Genomic DNA, 18,987 nt, shown 5'->3' on the forward strand with positions numbered 1-18,987 from the left:
TGCGGGTGCCCAAGAACAGAAACACGTTCTCGTCTCTCGCCGACCGGCGGCGCCGTGTCGTCGCCCGTGTGGTGCGGGCCGGCTGGCGCTGGGCGCAGGAGGCCGGTGCCGTGACCGCCGCGTCGCCCGGGCGGCTGCGCTTCCGGCGTCTCGGCGCGGGCACCCGGCTCGCCTTCCCGCAGGGCACCGTCTTCGGGGAGCGCTGGATCGAGATCGGCGAGCACTGCATCATCGCCGAACAGGTCACGCTCACCGCGGGCATGATGCCCGGCCTCGACCTGGGTCCCGACCCGATCCTGACCCTCGGCGACGGGGTGGTCCTGGGGCGCGGCAGCCACGTCATCGCCGACACGACGGTGACGATCGGCTCCGAGACGTACTGCGGACCGTACGTCTACATCACGTCGACCAACCACAGTTACGACGATCCGCACGTGCCGATCGGCAGGCAGTGGCCGCGCTCCGCACCCGTGGAGATCGGCCCCGGCTGCTGGCTGGGCACGGGCGCGGTGATCCTGCCGGGGGCGAGGATCGGCCGCAACGTGGTCGTCGCGGCGGGCGCCGTCGTACGGGGAGAGGTGCCGGACCACTCGGTGGTGGCCGGGGCCCCGGCCCGCGTGGTGCGCCGCTGGGACCCGGAGCAGGGCTGGCAGCCGCCGATCCGCACTCCGGCACCGGTGCCCATCCCGGACGGCGTGACGCCCGAACAGCTCGCCGCGCTCGCGGAGCTGGAACTCGCCGAGACCGTCGAGGGCGAACCGAAGGGCGAACTCGGGCCGAAGGACGGGCTGGTGCTTGAGGGTGAACCGACGGACGGGCTGACGGACGAGCTGGTGCTTGAGGGCGAGCTGGAGGGCCAACTGAAGGACGCCTGACCGCGCCCTGGCCGGGCCGTCCGCGGGTGGAAGGGCTCCTTCAGCCGGTCGCGAGCAGGACCGTGCCCACCAGCGCGAGGCCCGCGCCCGCCGCTTGGACGGCGCGCAGCCGTTCCTTGAGGACCCCGCGCGCCGCGAGCGCCGTCACGACCGGATACAGGTTGGCGAGGACGGCGGCGATGGTGACGGGACCGTTCTGCGCCGCGATCGAGTACGTGCCGTTGGCGGCCACGTCGGCGAGGCCGACGAACGCGAGGGCCGGGAGGGCGGTCCAGACGACCCGCATGCCGTCCCCGCCCTCCGGCAGCGCCCGTCCGCCACGCTTCACGGAGACGTAGAGCGCGCCGCCGCCCACCAGGACGTTGGTGACGCGCTGGACGAACAGCGCGAGGAAGAGGCCGGTCAGGGTCGAGGAGGCTTCGGCGATCAAGGCCATCACCGAGCCGAACCCGAAGGCGGCGAGGAGCGTGAGCAGCACCGCCTGGCGCTGGACGGGCGCGCCGCGCAGCTCCGGGCCGCCGGCCAGGACGATGCCGACCAGGGCCACGCCGATCCCGGCGAACTGGAGCAGGCCCGGCCGGTCGCCGATCAGCAGGCCCACCGAGACCGGTACGACGACACCGAGCGAGCCGAGCGGGGAGACCACGCCCATCGGGCCGAGGGCGAGCGCCTTGTAGAAGGCGAGCATCGCCACGGGGCCGACGACGCCGGCCCCGACCGCGTACCAGAGGTCCGGCCCGATCTCGCTCCAGCCGCCCGTGGCGAGCACGATCGCGCCGAGCACGACGACCGCGATCGACTGCGAGGCGACGACGACGGTCAGGGCCGGCATGCGCCGGGTGAGCAGTCCGCCTCCGAAGTCGGCCAGGCCCCAGAGCAGGGCGGTGGCCAGGGCGAACAGCGCGGTCATGGAATCCTCGCAGGGTGGGGTCTCGCAGTACAGTGCGGTGTACAGACGAGTACACCGCGGTACACCCCACCGTAGTGCAATACATTGAACTATGTCATCCAAAATATTGGACGGAATGTGTCGGACCTCGATCAGCTCACGCAGTCGCTCGCCCGCAATCTGAAGCGGTGGCGCAACGATCGCGGCTTCACGCTGGACGCGCTGGCCGCGCGGGCCGGGGTCAGCCGCGGCATGATCATCCAGATCGAGCAGGCCCGCACGAACCCCAGCGTCGGCACCACGGTGAAGCTGGCCGACGCCCTCGGAGTCTCCATCACCACGCTCCTCGACTACGACCAGGAGCCCCAGGTCCGCCTCGTCCCGCCCGAGCAGGCCGTGCGCATGTGGTCCACCTCCACCGGCAGCCACACCACCCTCCTCGCCGGCACCGAGGCCCGCGGCCCGCTGGAGCTCTGGTCCTGGACGCTGATGCCCGGCGACGGCAGCGCCTCCGACCCGCACCCCGACGGCACGACCGAGCTGCTGCACGTCACCCAGGGCGTGCTGACCCTCGTCGTCGAGGGCGCGGAGCACTCCCTCCCGGCCGGCACCTCCGCCGTCTTCGAGGCCAACGTGCCCCACGCCTACCGCAACGACGGCGACGAGCGGGTGGAGATGACGATGGCCGTCTCCATCCCGCCCGTACGGTGAGACGCCCAAACCCCGGCAGGACACGCCTTGTTAGCGTGGCGGGCATGCGCGCCCCCATCGGTGACTTCGACGACGCCCGACCCGCCCCCGACTGCCTGGACCTGCTGACGGAGCCGGTCGCCGCCGCCGTGCGCGCCTGGCAGGGCGCCGTGCCGGTCGACCAGCTGCTGTACGTGGACACGGATCCGGCGATCGCCGACACGGCCGTCTTCGTCGAGCACCACGGTCAGCAGCTGCTCGACGAGTCGGCGAACTGCGTGATCGTCGCCGGGAAGCGCGGCGAGGTGACGACCCTGGCCGCCTGCGTGGTGCGTTCGGCGGCCCGCGTCGACGTCAACGGGGTCGTCCGCAAGCACCTGGGCTCACGCAAGGTGCGGTTCGCGCCGATGGACACCGCGACCGGCGACTCCGGCATGGAGTACGGCGGCATCACGCCCATCGGGCTCCCGGCCGACTGGCCGGTCCTCGTGGACGCCGCCGTCGTGGACACCGCCTGGGTATTGATCGGCAGCGGCCGGCGCCGGGGCAAGCTGATCGTGCCGGGCAAGGCCTTCGCCCAGCTGCCCGGCGCCGTCGTCCTCGAGGGCCTGGGCGTCACCGCCGGCTGAGGCGCGTCAGCCCAGCCGCGGGATCTCGATCGCGGGGCAGCGGTCCATGACCATGTCGAGCCCCGCCTCACGGGTCCTCGCGTACGCCGCCTCGTCGAGCACGCCGAGCTGGAACCAGACCGCCTTCGCGCCGACGGCCACCGCCTCGTCCGCGACCTGCCCGGCGTGCTCGCTGTTGACGAACACGTCGACCACGTCCACCGGGAAGGGGATGTCGGCGAGCGAGGCGTAGCCCGGTTCGCCGTGCACCGTCTCGGCCTTCGGGTGGACGGGCACGATCCGCTTGCCGAAGCGCTGCAGGACGGCCGCGACGCCGTACGCCGCGCGCGCCTCGTTCGACGACAGCCCCACGACCGCCCAGGTGTCGCCCGCGTCGGTGAGGATCCTCCGCACCGTCTCCGACTCGGTCGTCGTGGTCTCGCCGCTCATCCGCTGCCTCCCGTGGCTCGCTCGTTCCCCTCCTGAACGAGCCCGGCCCGCCCATGATTCCCGGATGGCCGCCGGGGAGCGGCTCAGTGCGTCCCGAACGAGGCTTGCGTGCCGCCCGGGGGCGGCTCGCGTGCCTCCCCGGCGGTTCCGGCCGTGGAGGAGGGCGGCGCTGCCCTCCGCGGTGGGCGCATAGGGTGGCGGGATGCACGAGCAGTACCGCACGGTGGCCCGCGAGGGCGTGCACGAGACCGAGATCAACCGCTCGCGCTTCCTGTGCGCGCTGGCGCCCGTCGCCACCGAGCAGGAGGCGCAGGCCTTCGTCGCACGCGTCCGCAAGGAGCACCCCACCGCCACGCACAACTGCTTCGCGTACGTCGTCGGCGCCGACGCCGCCGTCCAGAAGGCCAGCGACGACGGGGAGCCGGGCGGCACCGCGGGCGTCCCGATGCTCCAGATGCTGATGCGGCGCGACATGCGGTACGTCGCGGCCGTCGTCACCCGCTACTACGGCGGCGTCAAGCTCGGCGCGGGCGGGCTGATCAGGGCGTACGGCGGTGTGGTCGGCGAGGCCCTGGACGCGCTCGGCACCCTCACCCGGCAGCGCTTCCGCCTCGCCACCGTCACCGTGGACCACCAGCGGGCGGGGAAGCTGGAGAACGATCTCCGGTCGACGGGGCGCTCGGTGCGCGAGGTGCGGTACGGCGAGGCCGTCGCGATCGGGATCGGTCTGCCGGACGCCGACGTGGAGGCCTTCCGGGCCTGGCTCGCCGATGTGACGGCCGGCACGGCGACCCTGGAGCTGGGCGGCGAGGCCTACGGCGACGCCTGAGCGCCCTGAGCCCCGGGACACAGCCGCCCGAGGGCTTTGGACCGGGCACGGGAGGAGCGCCCGGACAGGTTCCCCGGTGGCCTGACCGGCCGCCGCCGGCCGCCCCCGGAAGGGTCTCGATCGGTGGTCCGTGCGAAACGAGGTGCTCGGGCGCGCTAGCGTGGTCGATGCTCTTCGACGGCGCCCGTGCGGGTGCCGTGGCGGCCGGGGGCGGACAGCGGAACACATGCGGGGCGGAGCGGCACGGTGAGGATCATGCGGGGCGGGACGGGACGTTGAGGATTCTGCACACGTCGGACTGGCACCTGGGCCGCTCCTTCCACCGGGTCGGCCTGCTCGACGCCCAGGCCGCCTTCCTCGACCACCTGGTGAGGACGGTGCGCGAGCGCGAGGTGGACGCCGTCCTCGTGGCCGGCGACGTCTACGACCGGGCCGTACCCCCGCTGCCCGCCGTCGAGCTCTTCGACACCGCCCTGCACCGGCTCGCCGAGGCCGGCGTCCCGACCGTGATGATCTCCGGCAACCACGACTCGGCCCGCCGCCTCGGTGTGGGCGCCGGGCTCATCGGACGCGCCGGGATCCACCTCCGTACCGATCCGGCCGGCGTCGGCACCCCCGTCGTCCTCACCGACAGCCACGGAGACGTGGCCCTCTACGGCCTGCCCTACCTCGAACCCGCCCTGGTCCGCGAGCGGCTCGGAGCCGCCAAGGCCGGACACGAGGCGGTGCTCACCGCCGCCATGGAACGGGTCCGCGCCGACCTCGCCGCGCGACCGGCCGGAACCCGGTCCGTGGTCCTGGCGCACGCCTTCGTCGCGGGCGGTGAGCCGAGCGACAGCGAGCGCGACATCACGGTCGGCGGGGTCGCGGCCGTACCCGTCGGCGTCTTCGACGGCGTCGACTACGTCGCCCTCGGCCATCTGCACGGCAGCCAGACGGTCACCCCGCGCGTGCGCTACTCCGGTTCCCCCCTCGCCTACTCCTTCTCCGAAGCCGGCCACCGCAAGACGATGTGGCTGATCGACCTCGGAGCCCGCGGGGAGATCGACGCCGCCGAACGGATCGACTGCCCGGTGCCGCGAGCACTCGCCCGCATCCGGGGCCGGCTCGACGACCTGCTCGCCGACCCCGCCCACGCGCGCCACGAGGACGCCTGGGTCGAGGCGACGCTCACCGATCCCGTACGCCCCGCCGAGCCCATGGCCCGGCTCGTCGAACGCTTCCCGCACACCCTCAACCTGGTCTTCGATCCGGAGCCCACCGAGGGCGACCCGCACGCCTCGTACGCGCAGCGGCTGCGCGACCGCAGCGACCAGCAGATCGCGGAGGACTTCGTGGCCCATGTCCGCGGCGGCGCGGGGCCGGACGGATCCGAACGGGCCGTCCTGTACGGCGCCTTCGACGACGTACGCGTCGACGCCGAGCGGCGCGAGGTGGGACGGTGAGACTCCACCGCCTCTCCGTCACGGCGTTCGGGCCGTTCGGCGCCACCCAGGAGATCGACTTCGACGCCCTGTCCTCCGCCGGACTGTTCCTGCTCCACGGACCCACCGGCGCGGGCAAGACCTCCGTCCTCGACGCCGTCTGCTACGCCCTGTACGGCGCCGTGCCCGGTGCGCGCCAGACCCCGGGGGCCTCGCTGCGCAGCGACCACGCGCCGGCCGGGACAGCCACCGAGGTGGCCCTGGAGCTGACCGTGGGCGAGCGACGGCTGGAGCTCACCCGCCGCCCGGCCCAGCCGCGGCCCAAGAAGCGCGGCGGCGGCTTCACCACCGAGAAGGCGCAGAGCCTGCTGCGGGAGTACGACGCCACGACCGGCGAATGGAACGGGCTCAGCCGCTCCCACCAGGAGATCGGCGAGGAGATCACCCAGCTCGTCGGCATGAGCCGAGAGCAGTTCTGCCAGGTCGTCCTCCTGCCCCAGGGCGACTTCGCGCGCTTCCTGCGGGCCGACGCCGAGGCTCGCGGCAAACTCCTCGGGCGACTCTTCGACACCCGGCGGTTCGCGGCCGTCGAAGAGCGGCTCGCCGACCTGCGGCGCGCCGCCGAACAGCGCGTACGGGAGGGGGACGAGCGGCTCCTCGCGCTCGGCCACCGGATGGCCCAGGCCGCGGGGAGCAGCGTCGTCGCCGAGCGGCCGGGCGAGCCGGGGCTGGCCGACGCCGTGCAGACCCGGGCCGCCGTGGCGCGCTCGGAGGCGCGGGAGGCGCTCGACATCGCGGAGGTGCGGGTCGCGGCCGCCGAAGTCCGGCAGTCCGCCGCCCGGCGCGCGCTGGACGCGGAACGGGACCTGGCCGCCCGGCAGGCGCGGCACGACGAGGCCACACGCAGGCAGCGTGAGCTGGAGGCCGGCAGGTCCGAACGGGACGGCTGGGAAGCCACGCTGGACCGGGCCCGCAAGGCCGGGCTCGTGGCGCCCGCGCTGAGCCTGCGCGCCGACGCCGAGCGCGACCACGCGGCGGCGAGCGCGGCACGGGAGAGGTCGCGCGGTCTGCTGCCGGCCGACCTCGCCGACGCCGGCGCCGAGCAGCTTTCCGCCCTGGAACGGCGGCTCCGCGAGGAGCTGGGCGGCCTGGAGTCCGCGCGGCGGGCCGAGCGGCGCGCCGTCGAGATCACCCGAGAGCGCGACGTCCTGGAGCGGCAGGCCCGCGCGGACGACGAGATCCTGCAGGAAGCGGCCGGCTGGCTGGCCGGCTGGGGGCCCCGGCGCGCCGAGCTGGCGGCCCGTATCGAGTCCGCGCAGGAGGCGGCCGCCCGCGCCGAACACCTCGCCGGCCGGCTCGAACCCGCCCGTCGCCGTCTCGCGGCGGCGCGCCGCCGCGACGATCTGGCCCGCCGGACGGCCGATGCCGAAGACCGGCTGACGGCCGCCCGCGAGCAGCGCAACGACGCCCACGAGACCTGGCTCGACGTCAAGTCCCGCCGTCTCCAGGGCATCGCGGCCGAACTGGCCGCCGGCCTGACCGACGGCGCCCCCTGCCAGGTCTGCGGCTCCGCCGAGCACCCGGCCCCCGCCCGGACCGGCGCCGACCACGTCGACCGCGCGACGGAGGAGGCCGCCTACGCCGCCTTCGCCCAGGCCGACGAGGACCGTGCCGCCGCGGAACGCGACCTGGCCGTCACCCGGGAGGCATGGGCGGCCGCCCGCGCCGACGTCCTGACGGGCCTGGCGGACGGCCCGCACGCGGCCGCCGTCGCCGCGGTCCGTACGGGAGCCGCGGACGCGACCGCCGGTCACCCCGGCCAGGAGAGCCACCCCGGCGCGAGCCGCACGAGCCACCCCTCCGCCGGGCCCGGCACGTCCGGTGCCTCCGGTGTGGGGGGCGAGGTCCGCCCCGGGACGGTGGAGAGCCCGCAGCCGACGCGCGACACCGTCCCCGGGCAGCGCGCGCCGGAGACAGGTTCGGGGGGCCTGGCCGCCGTTGCCGACCCCGGCACGCCGCCCGACCCGGACGTCGCCGACCTCGCCCGTGAGGTCGAGGACCTGACGCGCCGTCATGCCGAGGCGCACGCTCTCGCCGGACAGACGCACGGCGCCAGGGAAGCCCTCGCGCGGGCCGAGCGGGAGCACGAGGAGAGGGTCGCCGCACAGCGCGAGGCCGAGCGGCGGGTCGCCGCGCGGACCTCCCAGCGCGAAGCGCTCGACCGGGAACAGAGCGCCCTGGAGGCCGAAGTGGCCCGTGGCCGGGGCGAGTCCGGCTCCGTCGCCGAGCACGCCTCACGCCTGGAGCGCCGGATCGGCATCCTGCTCGACGCCGCCGAGACCGTACGCTCCGTGGAACTCACCGCGGAGCGCCTGAAGGAGGCCGACGACCGGCTCGCCGACGCCGCCTTCCGCGCGGGGTTCGACACCCCGGCCGCCGCCCGCGCCGCTCTTCTGGGCGACGACGAGCACCGGGACCTCCAGCGCCGGCTGGACGCCTGGCACGCCGAGGCCGCCGCCGTCGCCGACCGGCTCGCCGAGCCGGGGACGCGGGCCGCCGCGCAGTGTCCGTCGGCCGACCCGACGAGCGCCGAGGCCGCGCACACCGCCGCCGAACGGGCCCTGCGCGACGCCGGCTCGGTCCTCGCCGCCCAGCGTGACCGGTGCGCCGAACTCACCCGGCTCTCCCGCGAAGCCGACGCGGAGGTCCGCCGTCTCGGCCCACTCCGTGAGGAGTACGACCGTGTCGCCCGGCTCGCCGGCCTCACCGCCGGCACCTCGGCCGAGAACGAGCGCAGGATGCGCCTGGAGTCGTACGTCCTCGCCGCCCGCCTCGAACAGGTCGCCGCCGCCGCGACCGCCCGCCTGCTGCGCATGTCCTCCGGCCGCTACACCCTCGTCCACTCCGACGCGCGCTCCGGTGGCAAGCGGGCCGGGCTCGGACTCCATGTCGTCGACGCCTGGACCGGGCACGAGCGCGACACCGCCACCCTCTCCGGCGGGGAGACCTTCTTCGCCTCCCTGGCCCTCGCGCTGGGCCTCGCCGATGTCGTCACCGACGAGGCGGGCGGCGTCCGGCTCGACACCCTCTTCATCGACGAGGGCTTCGGAAGCCTGGACGACCAGACCCTCGACGAGGTCCTCGACGTCCTGGACTCCCTGCGCGAACGGGACCGCAGCGTCGGCATCGTCAGCCACGTCGGCGACCTGCGCCGCCGGATCCCGGCCCAGCTGGAGGTGGTGAAGGAGCGCCACGGCTCGGCCGTGAGGCTCCGTACCGGAGGCGGACTCGCCGGCTGATCGCACTCCGGGCCCGGGGACCTTCAGGCGGGCTCGGCGGTCGATCCGGGCGCTCAGGGGCGGTCAAGCAGGCTCGGCGGTCGATCCGGGCACCCGAAGGCGCGCGGCCGGCTCAGGCGGCCGATCGCATGACGGGGGCGATCAGGCCGGCTCGGGCGGCCGATCGCACGCCGGAGTCCGCGAGCAGTCTCAGCGGCTGATCGAGCGCCGGGGAAGCGGTGAGGAGTAGACGACGCTCGTCGTCACCGAGCCGAGCGTCATGACCTTGCCGGAGACCTCCTCCAGATGCCGCATCGACCGCGCGGCCACCTTCAGGACGAAACAGTCGTCCCCGGTGACGTGGTGCGCCTCCAGGATCTCGGGCGTCGCCTCGATCAGGTCGTGGAACGGCTTGTAGTTCCCGTGCGGATAGCGCAGCCGGACGAAGGCCAGGACCGGCAGCCCGAGCCGCTCCGGATCGACCACGGCGGTGTAGCCCGCGATCACACCCGTCTCCTCAAGGCGTCGCACCCGCTCCGTCACGGCCGACGCGGACATCGACACGGTCCTGGCCAGATCGGCGAAGCTGGCGCGGCCCTGGCTCTGCAGGGCCTCGATGATGCGCCAGTCGGTGGCGTCCGGTGTATATCCGCTCATGCGCGACAGATAGCAGGCGCATCCCCGGCCGATCAAGCGAGGTCCGGCGGCTTCTCACGGCTCGGACGCCTCACCACGGGGGACATCCGGGCGGGTGCGCGGTCGGGGCGGCGGCGGACCCGCCGCCGCCCCCGGGTGGCCCGGCGACGTCAGAGACGCGAGATCTCGTCCACCAGGTCGTCCAGGCCCAGCGGCCCCTGCGACAGGGCCGCCATGTGCCATGCCTTCGCGTCGAACGCGTCACCGTGCGCCGCCTTCGCGTTGGCCCGCCCCAGCAGCCAGGCGCGCTCGCCGAGCTTGTAGCCGATGGCCTGCCCCGGCATCGACAGATAGCGGGTCATCTCGCTCTCGACGAACGACGGCGGCCGGCTGCTGTGCTGCTGGAAGAACTCCTGGGCGAGCTCCGGCGTCCACCGCTCACCCGGGTGGAAGGGCGAGTCGGAGGGGATCTCCAGCCGCAGGTGCATGCCGATGTCGACGATCACCCGGCAGGCGCGCATCATCTGCCCGTCGAGGTACCCCAGCCGGCGCTCGGCGTCCGGCAGGAAGCCCAGCTCGTCCATCAGCCGCTCCGCGTAGAGCGCCCAGCCCTCCGCGTTGGCGCTGACCCCGCCGATCGTGGCCTGGTAGCGGGAGAGCCGGTCGGCGACGTGCACCCACTGGGCGATCTGCAGGTGATGACCGGGCACCCCCTCGTGGTACCAGGTCGACACCAGGTCGTAGACGGGGAAGCGGGTCTCGCCGTCGACCGGCAGCCAGGTGCGGCCGGGGCGGGAGAAGTCCTCGGACGGGCCGGTGTAGTACGGCGCTGCGGCGCCGCCCGGCGGGGCGATCCGGGACTCCACCTTCCGTACCCGCTCGGCGAGTTCGAAGTGGGTGCCGTCGAGCGCCTCGATCGCCTCGTCCATCAGGTTCTGCAGCCAGACACGGACCTCCTCGACCCCCTCGATGTGGGTGCCGTGGACATCGAGGTGGGCCAGCGCCTCCCAGGGGCCGGAGCCGGGAAGGATGCGCTCCGCCTCGGTCCGCATCTCGCCGAGCAGCCGGTGGTACTCCGACCAGCCGTACGCGTAGGCCTGGTCGAGGTCCAGGTCGGTGCCGTTGAAATAGCGCGACCAGCGCTGGTAGCGCTCACGGCCCACCGTGTCCGGCGCGCCGGCGACCGCGGGGGCGTACACGTCGCGCATCCAGTCCCGCAGCGACGCGACGGCGTCGTTCGCGACCCGGCCTGCGGCGGCCAGTTCCGTACGCAGATCGGGGTCGAGGGAGTCGGGCCGCGCGGCGGCGAACTCCTCGAACCAGCCCGGCCCGTCGGAATCGGCGCCCGACCACTCGGTCAACTGGTCCACGAACGTGGCCGTCGGCCGGGGGCCGCCCAGCAGCTTGCGCTCCAGGCCCAGGGCGAGCGAGGCGCGGTAGCCCTCGAGCGCCGCGGGGACCGCTCGCAGCCGCTCGGCGACTGCCTTCCAGTCCTCCGGCGTCTCGGTCGGCATCACGGTGAAGACCATGCGCACGCTGTGGGCGGGGGAGCGCATGTTGCTGACCGCGCACAGCCCCTCGTCCGCGTCGTGGACGGCGAGTTCGGCCGTCAGGCGCTCCCGCAGCAGTCGGCCGCACCGGCGTTCGGCATCCGTGTCAGCGCCCGGCTGCCGCTCGGCCTCGTCGAGCGACGCCAGGGTGCGGCGGGCGAGTTCGGCCACCGCCTCCTGTCCGGCGGGGGAGAAGTCGGGAAGCAGGCCCGCGCTCTCCTTGACTCCCAGGTATGTACCGGTGATCGGGTCGAGTGCGATGAGTGCGTCGACGTAGGTGTCGGCGACCTGGCGGGGCAGCGCGCTGCTGGAAGTCTCTGGCATGGGGTTCATCCTCGTGCCTCCACGGTCCCCGCGTCATCTCAATCGATCTCAGTCGGCTGACAAATGAGCGCCCTGGCCGGGCGGCAGGAGGGGACCGCACTCCCATTGCTGGAAGATCAGCCGGGTCTCGACGCGGGCCACCTCACGGCGCGAGGTGAATTCGTCCAGAACGAGTCGTTGCAGGTCGGCCGGGTCGGCGACGGCCACGTGCACCAGGTAGTCGTCCGGGCCCGTCAGATGGAACAGCGCCCGGGACTCCGGGAGCGCCCGGATGCGCTCCACGAACGGACCGATCAGTTCGCGCCGGTGGGGGCGTACCTGGACGAGAAGAAGCGCTTCGAGCCCACGGCCGAGTTTGGCCGGATCCAGCCGTAGCTGGTGCCCGAGGATCACCCCGGTGCGGCGCAGCCTGGCGACCCGGTCCAGGCAGGTGGAGGGCGCCACGCCGACCTCGGCGGCGAGCTCGCGGTAGGTGGTCCGCGCGTCGTTCTGCAGGAGGCGAAGAATGTGCAGATCGACCGGGTCCAGTACGACAGAATCGGCCATGCGGCGAACGTAACACGGGGAATCGGCACTACCCTCCGGTATTCGTTCACAGTGCCGCCCATGGACTACGACGTCTCGACCACCCCCAGGGCTCTGGCCACCGAAGCCGTGCACGCCGGCCGCGAGGACCTCGCCGGCCTGGGTCTGCACGCCCCGCCGCTCGACCTGTCGACCACCTACCCGTCGTACGACACGCGGGCCGAGGCCGCGCGGATCGACGAGTTCGCCACCACGGGAGCCCGGCTGGACGGTCCGCCCGTCTACGCGCGCCTGGACAACCCCACCACCGCCCGCTTCGAGTCGGCTCTCGCCCGTCTGGAGGGCACCGACTCCGCGGTCGCCTTCGCCAGCGGCATGGCGGCGCTGACCGCCGTCCTGATGGTGCGGGCGAGCATGGGCCTGCGGCACGTGGTCGCCGTCCGGCCCTTGTACGGCTGCAGCGACCATCTGCTGAACGCGGGACTGCTCGGCACCGAGGTGACCTGGACCGATCCGGCCGGGATAGCGGACGCCATCCGTCCGGACACCGGCCTGGTGATGGTGGAGACGCCGGCCAACCCGACCCTGGCCGAGGTCGACATCCGGGCCGTCGCCCACGCCTGCGGCTCGGTGCCGCTCCTGGTGGACAACACCTTCGCGACGCCGGTGCTCCAGCGGCCGGCCGAGCACGGCGCGCGGATCGTGCTGCACAGCGCGACCAAGTACCTGGGCGGGCACGGAGACGTCATGGGCGGTGTCGTCGCCTGCGACGAGGAGTTCGCCCGCTCACTGCGCCAGGTGCGGTTCGCGACCGGCGGCGTGCTGCACCCGCTGGCCGGTTATCTGCTGCTGCGGGGGCTCTCCACCCTGCCCGTACGGGTGCGGGCGGCGTCGACGACGGCCGCGGAGCTGGTCCGGCGGCTCGCCACCGACCCCCGCATCGCCCGGGTCCACTACCCGCGGGTGGGCGGGGCGATGGTCTCCTTCGAGGTGTACGGAGACCCGCACGACGTGATCGCCGGTGTGCGGCTGATCACCCCGGCGGTCAGTCTCGGCAGCGTCGACACCCTGATCCAGCACCCGGCCTCCATCAGCCACCGGATCGTGGCCGAGGGAGACCGGCGCTCGGCGGGTGTCAGCGACCGGCTGCTGCGGATGTCGGTCGGCCTCGAGGACGTCGAGGACCTGTGGCGGGACCTGACCCAGGCCCTCAGTGCCTCCCCTGCCGAGACGAGCCGCTCGGGACTTCACCGTACGCAGGACGGTTCGCCGGCCGAGCCGCTGCGAGCCGAGCGGTGATGACCAGCGTGCCCTCCTCGATCTGGTAGTCCAGGGGGAGGTTCAGCGCCCGCATCGCGGCGACCATCCCGGTGTTGGAGGACTGCGTCACGGCGTAGACGCTCTCGCAGCCCGCCTCCACGGCCATCGCGACCAGTCGGCCGAGCAGTTCGGAGCCGATGCCCCGGCGCTGCCAGGCGTCCTCGACCATCAGGGCGACCTCCGTCTCGTCGCCGTCCCAGAGCAGATGGCCGAGGGCGACGAGACGGCCCGAGGACGACTGCGCCGTGAGCGTGCGCCCGAAGCGGGGGCTGAGGAGATGGTTCAGATAGCGGTCGGCGTCGCCCACCGGCCCGTGGTAGCGCAGGCCGAGCGTGCGCTCGGAGCAACGGTCGTGCATCGCCCGTGCCGCGACGACGTCGCGCTGGTCGGCCCGGCGGACGGTGATCTCGCTGCCCTCGGGGAGGGTCAGCACGTCCTGGCCGCGCGGCATGCGCGGGCCGAGCCGCGCGTCGAGCTCCACGAGGGCGCGGGCGCGGGCGAACTCGGTCGGGGTGAACGGCAGATAGGGCCGCTCGATGGTGATGGCCCCGCCGTTCGGGTCGCGCAGCCGCATCACCGTCTCTTCGAGGACGCCTTCGACGGGGGCGGTCTCCCCGGTGGGGCGCCCCGACAGGGAGACGGCCGGCAGGGAGTGGATGGTGCAGCGGCCCAGGAGCTGGCGCAGGGCGAGGGGGAGTTCGGCGGCGTCCAGGGCGGTACGGGTGGCGAGGCCGAGCAGCCGGGTCGGCGTGTCCACGAGGTCGTGGGCGTCGGCCCGTTCGATCCAGGTGCCGCTGCCGCCGGCCGCGGCGATCTCCCGGGTGAGGTGACCGGCCTCGACGGTGGCGGGGGCGCGCAGCAGGAACTCGTCCACCGTCCCCTCGGCCAGCGGATGGGTCTGGAGGGTGAGGATGTCCACGTCGTGGCGGGCCAGCGCGGTGCACAGCGCGGCGAGGCTGCCGGGGGTGTCGCGGACCGTGGTCCGCATCCTCCAGAGCACGGTCGCCACGGGCTCGGCGTGCCCGTCCGTCGCGGTGCCCTCGCTCCGGGCCGGCGGCGGGGTCGTCCCGCCGCCGGTATGGGCGGCGGGCGGCGCATGGCTGTGGCGCCGTTCCCACCACGTGTGGAAGGCGGCGGTGGCGATCAGCGCGATCGCCGAGAACACCAGCATGAACGGACCTTCGGCGCCGCGGACGACGGTCTTGGCGATCGTGTCCGCCACCACCACGGCCGTGAACAGCGCGGCCAGTTCGATGAGGTCCCGCCGCCAGTGGTGGGGGCGGCGGGCGCTCTTCCCGGAAGTCACATCAGTCATGACCTCACTGTGACCCAGCGGTGTTGCGTGATCACGAACGATGTGTGACTGATGGGTTAAGCGCCAATCTGGGAGCTTAGTGACTGTTTTCAACCACTTGTGTCCCGGACTGATCGGCCGCGTGTCGGAGCCTGTCACCCCCGGCCGTCAGGGCCTTGTGCAGACGCTTCGCCTGCACGACGAGCTGTGTCGAACCACGCCTCGCCGCCACCGCGTCGAGCCCGGGTATCTCCTGGGCCGCCCCGCACCGCTCGGCGCACTCGGCGGCCACGGCGAGCAGTTCGCCGAGCGCGCGCACCGGCTTCTCCGCCGCCAGCAGCTCGGGCAGCGCAGAGGCCAGCACACCCCACACCGTGGCGTACGCGCCGGTCGCGGCGGCCGTCCGGCAGGATTCCGCCAGCCGGTTGGGCTTGACCTCGCCCTCGCCCACGAGCCCGGCCAGCTCCGCTCCGAGGCCCCGCCCGTCCAGCTCCTTCCGCGCGGCCAGCACGAGGAGCGCGTCCACGGCCGTCAGCCGGTCCTCCGCGTGCCGGGCTCCCAACCCGATCGCCAGCGCGAGACGCACCGCCGGGCCGACCGGCCCCTCGGACTCGGCCAGCGCCGTCAGCCCCCGGTTCACCCCACGCCCGTCCCACGCCGCACCGCCGGCCAGGGACGGAAGCAGCCAGGCGGCCACAGTCTCCCGGTCGTCCGGCAGCACCGCCGCCCAGTTCTCCTGCCCGTCCGACCAGTGGTAGCAGCGCCGGACAGCCTCCGAGACCCGCCCGCCCAGCCACTGGAAGGCCGGAGGGAACTCCTCGCGTACGGCCCGGCGCTCACGGATCTTCAGCACGAGCCGGTCCGCCAGCCACCACCGGCCCGGCGACTGGTCCCGACGCCGCGCGAGGAACCGCACGCCCGGCGCGAGGGAGGCGTCCGACTCCAGCCAGTCGGCGAGCCGCTCGGCGGCCCGGCCACCGAGCGCCGCCGCCTTCGCCGCGGCCTCCCGAGCGGTCGGGTCGGCCTTGCGCAGCCGCAGCAGGGCCTGCGCGAGATCGGCGGGCGCCGGCTCGACGCCCGCGGCCCGGTAGGCGCGCAGTCGGTCGACCAGCGTCAGCGGCGCTATCGCCCCGGTGTGCCACGTCGGTGCGGCGAGCAGGAAGGGAAGCCGGCCGGTGGTGATCAGGTCGGCGACCTCCCAGAGCCGCGCGTCGACCACGCCGTCGAACGCCAGGTGCGTGCAGGAGGTCGTGCCGTGTCGGCGGGCCCGGCCGGCGTCGATGGCCGACTGCTCCACGGCGCCCAGGAGGGCGGCCAGCACCACGTCGATGCCGTGGGTCGTCCGGTGGAAGTGGTCCGTCCGCCGGCCCGTGTGGTGGTGCCCCAGCCAGAAGCTGTCGGCGAAGGCCGTCGCCACCGCCGCCGTGAGAGCCTCCCGGTCCCGGTGGGCGTGCCGGACGAGCCCGTCCAGCGCCCGCTCGAACTCCTCCGCCGCCTTCGTGCGTCCCTTGGAGAGCGCCACCAGGTCCTCGACCAGCTCGGCGACCGACTCCGCCGGGGGCGCCACCGGACGCGCCACGGGAGCGGGCGGCAGGATCTCCTCGTACGGAGCCTCGTCGGCCTCCCCGTCCGGCGCGCCGCCGAACAGCTCCCCGGCCGCCTGCCGGTGCCCCGGGTCCAGCCGCCCCGCCGCGTTGGCCAGTTCCTGCCGCACCTGCTCGTCCACCCTGCGCAGGTGGCGGCCCACCAGCTTCAGCGCCCGCTCCTGGATGCCGTGGTCCTCGTGCCCGAAGGCGTCCGCCACGACCGGCAGGAGTTCGGCCGCCGCGGCGGGATCCCGCCTGAGCACCTTGCCCACGAGGGTCAACTGCGCCCGCACCAGCGTCTTCTCGGTCCGGAAGAGCACCGGCCCGGTCATCTCGGCCAACTCCCGCACCGACAGCTCGCCCTCCATCGCGAGCTCCGCAAGGATCTGCTGGGCGTAGCCCGCGACCGGCGACGGAGCGTCCGCCGCCATCCCGGTCCACTCCGCGACCCGGCCGCTCCGCTCCCGCGCCGTCGGGCCGAGGAGCTGCAGCAGGGCGAGGGGAAAGCGCAGGTCACGCAGCCGCCCACCGCGCAGGAGACGTGCCACGCAGCCCTCCACCAAGGCCCCGCGATCGAGCAGCCCCTCGGCTGCCAGCGTCGCGAGCGCCGTCGGCCAATGACCCCCGTTCTGCCCGTCCGTCCCCCAGGTGAGCGGGTCCGGGGTCTCGGGCAGCTCGAAGAGGCGGGGCACCAGCACCGGCGTCTGCGGGTCGGTGCGCAGCCGGCCGAGGAGACCGGGGCCGGCCACCGCCCGTGTCCAGCCCAGGATGTAGGCGTCCGTCGTCGGCACGGGACCCCCGGAGAGCACCACCAGGTCATGGACGAGGTCGTAGCCGTTCTCCACCACGGCGGGCCGCTCGGCCAGCCGCTGCGCCACGTCCGCGACCCAGGCCGGCTCCCGGTCGGCGAGCACCGCGAGCACCAGGGAACCGTCGCGCGTTCCCCAGTCCATGAGGTCGCGGCCCCCGATCCAGGCGGCGGCCGCGGCCGCCCCCGTGTGGCACCCGGCGCCCGCGACCCGCAGGGGGCGCCGGATTCTGCCCGCCTCGGACCAGCGGTTCCAGTCCCAGCCGCGCACCTCTCTGCGCAGCAGCTTCAGCTCCGCCAGCGCGGCCTTGCGCGCGGCCGCGTCGAGCGGCTTCAACAGGCCCGGAACATCCGCGGCCCGCCCCTGACGCACCGCGTCCAGCAGCCGCTCGACCCCCGTGGCCTCGTCGCGCGTCCCCGTCATCTCCGTCGTCCCCCGCGTCCCCGTCATCGCACGCCCCCGGCGACCGTCTCGCCCTGCCTGACCATCCGCACCGCCAAGGCGTGCTTGCACGGCCCGCGCCGGCCTCGGTAGTCCGCCCACCACTGGCACGTACAGCTCAGCGCTCCCCCCGACTCCCGCACCTGGTAGCGCCGTTCGCCCGAGGTGACGGCGGCGAGCGCGCCGTCGACCGCGACCGCGCCCTCGGCGACCAGGGCGCGAGCCGCCACCAGCCGCGGATTGTGGCGCTCGGCGCGCTCCGCGTCGTACGGCAGCTCGCGGTGGAAGTACGCCGCGTCGGCCACGTCGTACCCCACCCGGCCCGCCGTGCCGAGCCGGGTCAGGGCCGCGCGCACGCGGTCCGCCGTGAGCCCCGCCTCCGCGGCCAGTTCCGCCGGGTCGATCGTGGGCTCCCAGGCCAGCAGCACCGACACCAGCTCCGCGTCCAGCTCCGCCTCCGGCGTCGCCAGCGCCTCCAGGACACCGCCCTCCCCGGAGAAGCCCCGCGAGGCGTCCGGCGAGAGGGTGAGCGTCAGGCGCATCCCCGGAAGCGCCAGCTCCCAGGCACTCGCCGTCGCGACCCCGTCGGGAACCGGCCCGTACACCCGCAGCGCCGTCGCGTGCCGCAGCACCCGCTCCAGGGCCACCAGCCGGTCGGGCCCCGGCAGACAGACCGCGCCCGCCACCGGCCGGGTCGTGGGCCGCAGCGTCCTGCCGGACCGGACCACCCACAGCGGCTCCCGGCCCCGCGCCTGCGAGCGCGGCAGCGACCGCAGGAACCGGACGGCCTCGGGGCCGGTCAGCTCGGCCCGCAGATCGAACCCGGCGGAGACCACCTGGGCCTCGGCGAAACCGCGCAGCCAGCGGTCCGGGAGCGGCACCTTCTTCTCCACGACCGCGCCCTCCAGCGTGGTCACCGCCAACTCCTCGGACCCCACGCGGAGATGAAGCGGATCGTCACCCGTCATACGGGACAGCGCCTCGCGCAGCGGGTTGTTGACGTCGACATTGGTGGTGCCGTGCCCGGTCTCCGCTCCGTCGAGCCCTTCGCTCAGCACGTCCAGCCGGGCGTACACCCCGCCGCAACCGGAGAACGACTCGAACCGCAGCCGGTCGCCGTTCCCCGTCACGACCGGGTCGAGCGAACCCGGCCGTATCCGCTGGTGGTAACGGGCGGCCGCCACGTCCGCGACCGCCAGCAGGCCGCGCGCCGCGATCTGCGGAGACGTCAGGAACCCGGAGAAGAAGCGGGGATGCGCCTCGGCCCCGGCAGGGGTCAGGCCGCCGGAGGTCTCCAGGCCGAGCCGCCGTCCGCCCCCGCGGGACTCGAGGGCGGACGGGCGTGAATAGGCGAGCGCCTGTACGGATCGCGTCATGCGAAAGACATTAGGACCCCCCACTGACAATCGGCCTCGGCCACGGCCCGGCACCCGCTCCTCCACGGCCTCGGCGCCCGCAC

Annotated in this window: 15 protein-coding genes; 7 read left to right on the forward strand and 8 right to left on the reverse strand. The window is 74.2% G+C overall.

Annotated features, from left to right (window positions below):
- Positions 1-5 precede the first annotated feature (5 nt).
- Positions 6-875 (forward strand): acyltransferase, encoded by an 870-nt coding sequence (locus ACZ68P_RS29425; RefSeq protein WP_471011505.1) that lies wholly within the window; start codon positions 6-8, stop codon positions 873-875.
- A gap of 40 nt (positions 876-915) precedes the next feature.
- Here ACZ68P_RS29425 and ACZ68P_RS29430 read toward each other — a convergent pair whose 3' ends face one another.
- On the reverse strand, positions 916-1,785 hold the full coding sequence (locus ACZ68P_RS29430; RefSeq protein WP_471011507.1) for an EamA family transporter: 870 nt from the start codon (positions 1,783-1,785) through the stop codon (positions 916-918).
- A 117-nt stretch (positions 1,786-1,902) separates the two neighbouring features.
- Here ACZ68P_RS29430 and ACZ68P_RS29435 point away from each other — a divergent pair, with 117 nt between their 5' ends.
- Together ACZ68P_RS29435 and ACZ68P_RS29440 are read left to right on the forward strand one after the other, a co-directional pair.
- Positions 1,903-2,475, forward strand: coding sequence for a helix-turn-helix domain-containing protein (locus tag ACZ68P_RS29435; protein ID WP_471011509.1), 573 nt, complete (start codon positions 1,903-1,905; stop codon positions 2,473-2,475).
- Positions 2,476-2,519: 44 nt separating this feature from the next.
- The gene (locus ACZ68P_RS29440) at positions 2,520-3,083 is read left to right on the forward strand and encodes a YbaK/EbsC family protein (RefSeq protein WP_471011511.1); all 564 of its coding nucleotides are present in this window, start codon (positions 2,520-2,522) and stop codon (positions 3,081-3,083) included.
- Positions 3,084-3,089: 6 nt separating this feature from the next.
- Here the strand turns inward: ACZ68P_RS29440 and ACZ68P_RS29445 are convergent, their stop codons facing one another.
- Positions 3,090-3,512 carry a CoA-binding protein gene (locus ACZ68P_RS29445; protein WP_471011512.1) on the reverse strand — a complete coding sequence of 141 codons (423 nt, stop codon included), beginning with the start codon at positions 3,510-3,512 and terminating at the stop codon, positions 3,090-3,092.
- A gap of 202 nt (positions 3,513-3,714) precedes the next feature.
- Here ACZ68P_RS29445 and ACZ68P_RS29450 point away from each other — a divergent pair, with 202 nt between their 5' ends.
- The 3 genes from ACZ68P_RS29450 (at position 3,715) to ACZ68P_RS29460 (ending at position 9,064) form a co-directional block, all read left to right on the forward strand.
- Positions 3,715-4,341: a YigZ family protein gene (locus tag ACZ68P_RS29450; protein WP_471011514.1), complete on the forward strand. Its 627-nt coding sequence runs from the start codon at positions 3,715-3,717 to the stop codon at positions 4,339-4,341.
- A 275-nt stretch (positions 4,342-4,616) separates the two neighbouring features.
- On the forward strand, positions 4,617-5,786 hold the full coding sequence (locus ACZ68P_RS29455; RefSeq protein WP_471011517.1) for an exonuclease SbcCD subunit D: 1,170 nt from the start codon (positions 4,617-4,619) through the stop codon (positions 5,784-5,786).
- Positions 5,783-9,064 (forward strand): AAA family ATPase, encoded by a 3,282-nt coding sequence (locus ACZ68P_RS29460; RefSeq protein ID WP_471011519.1) that lies wholly within the window; start codon positions 5,783-5,785, stop codon positions 9,062-9,064. The genes ACZ68P_RS29455 and ACZ68P_RS29460 overlap by 4 nt, the downstream gene beginning before the upstream one ends.
- A gap of 189 nt (positions 9,065-9,253) precedes the next feature.
- On the opposite strand, the gene ACZ68P_RS29465 is transcribed toward ACZ68P_RS29460, so the two are convergent.
- The 3 genes from ACZ68P_RS29465 to ACZ68P_RS29475 all read right to left on the reverse strand — a co-directional run bounded on the left by ACZ68P_RS29465 (position 9,254) and on the right by ACZ68P_RS29475 (position 12,099).
- Positions 9,254-9,700 (reverse strand): Lrp/AsnC family transcriptional regulator, encoded by a 447-nt coding sequence (locus ACZ68P_RS29465; protein WP_471011520.1) that lies wholly within the window; start codon positions 9,698-9,700, stop codon positions 9,254-9,256.
- A gap of 149 nt (positions 9,701-9,849) precedes the next feature.
- Complete coding sequence (locus tag ACZ68P_RS29470) at positions 9,850-11,553, reverse strand: DUF885 domain-containing protein (RefSeq protein WP_471011523.1); 1,704 nt, start codon at positions 11,551-11,553, stop codon at positions 9,850-9,852.
- 48 nt (positions 11,554-11,601) lie between these two features.
- Positions 11,602-12,099, reverse strand: coding sequence for an Lrp/AsnC family transcriptional regulator (locus ACZ68P_RS29475; RefSeq protein ID WP_365715019.1), 498 nt, complete (start codon positions 12,097-12,099; stop codon positions 11,602-11,604).
- 60 nt (positions 12,100-12,159) lie between these two features.
- Between ACZ68P_RS29475 and ACZ68P_RS29480 the strand changes: the two genes are divergently transcribed.
- Entirely contained in the window at positions 12,160-13,377 is a 1,218-nt protein-coding gene (locus ACZ68P_RS29480; protein ID WP_471011525.1) for a trans-sulfuration enzyme family protein, read from the forward strand.
- Here the strand turns inward: ACZ68P_RS29480 and ACZ68P_RS29485 are convergent.
- From ACZ68P_RS29485 to ACZ68P_RS29495, 3 genes are all read right to left on the reverse strand, one after another.
- Complete coding sequence (locus tag ACZ68P_RS29485; RefSeq protein WP_471011527.1) at positions 13,289-14,713, reverse strand: GNAT family N-acetyltransferase; 1,425 nt, start codon at positions 14,711-14,713, stop codon at positions 13,289-13,291. The genes ACZ68P_RS29480 and ACZ68P_RS29485 overlap by 89 nt on opposite strands.
- A 76-nt stretch (positions 14,714-14,789) precedes the next feature.
- Positions 14,790-17,510, reverse strand: coding sequence for a DUF7824 domain-containing protein (locus ACZ68P_RS29490; RefSeq protein ID WP_471011529.1), 2,721 nt, complete (start codon positions 17,508-17,510; stop codon positions 14,790-14,792).
- A 23-nt stretch (positions 17,511-17,533) separates the two neighbouring features.
- Positions 17,534-18,904 carry an SWIM zinc finger family protein gene (locus tag ACZ68P_RS29495; RefSeq protein WP_471011531.1) on the reverse strand — a complete coding sequence of 457 codons (1,371 nt, stop codon included), beginning with the start codon at positions 18,902-18,904 and terminating at the stop codon, positions 17,534-17,536.
- Between the last annotated feature and the right edge of the window lie 83 nt (positions 18,905-18,987).

It is taken from the genome of Streptomyces sp. NPDC036822 (assembly GCF_055609145.1).

What these genes read in the sequence shown, in the direction of transcription:
- ACZ68P_RS29430 (WP_471011507.1), bottom strand. Translation starts at nt 1,785, where the DNA reads ATGACCGCGCTGTTCGCCCTGGCCACCGCCCTGCTCTGGGGCCTGGCC.
- ACZ68P_RS29440 (WP_471011511.1), top strand. Translation starts at nt 2,520, where the DNA reads ATGCGCGCCCCCATCGGTGACTTCGACGACGCCCGACCCGCCCCCGAC.
- ACZ68P_RS29445 (WP_471011512.1), bottom strand. Translation starts at nt 3,512, where the DNA reads ATGAGCGGCGAGACCACGACGACCGAGTCGGAGACGGTGCGGAGGATC.
- ACZ68P_RS29450 (WP_471011514.1), top strand. Translation starts at nt 3,715, where the DNA reads ATGCACGAGCAGTACCGCACGGTGGCCCGCGAGGGCGTGCACGAGACC.
- ACZ68P_RS29465 (WP_471011520.1), bottom strand. Translation starts at nt 9,700, where the DNA reads ATGAGCGGATATACACCGGACGCCACCGACTGGCGCATCATCGAGGCC.
- ACZ68P_RS29470 (WP_471011523.1), bottom strand. Translation starts at nt 11,553, where the DNA reads ATGCCAGAGACTTCCAGCAGCGCGCTGCCCCGCCAGGTCGCCGACACC.
- ACZ68P_RS29475 (WP_365715019.1), bottom strand. Translation starts at nt 12,099, where the DNA reads ATGGCCGATTCTGTCGTACTGGACCCGGTCGATCTGCACATTCTTCGC.
- ACZ68P_RS29480 (WP_471011525.1), top strand. Translation starts at nt 12,160, where the DNA reads ATGGACTACGACGTCTCGACCACCCCCAGGGCTCTGGCCACCGAAGCC.
- ACZ68P_RS29485 (WP_471011527.1), bottom strand. Translation starts at nt 14,713, where the DNA reads ATGACTGATGTGACTTCCGGGAAGAGCGCCCGCCGCCCCCACCACTGG.
- ACZ68P_RS29490 (WP_471011529.1), bottom strand. Translation starts at nt 17,510, where the DNA reads ATGACGGGGACGCGCGACGAGGCCACGGGGGTCGAGCGGCTGCTGGAC.
- ACZ68P_RS29495 (WP_471011531.1), bottom strand. Translation starts at nt 18,904, where the DNA reads ATGACGCGATCCGTACAGGCGCTCGCCTATTCACGCCCGTCCGCCCTC.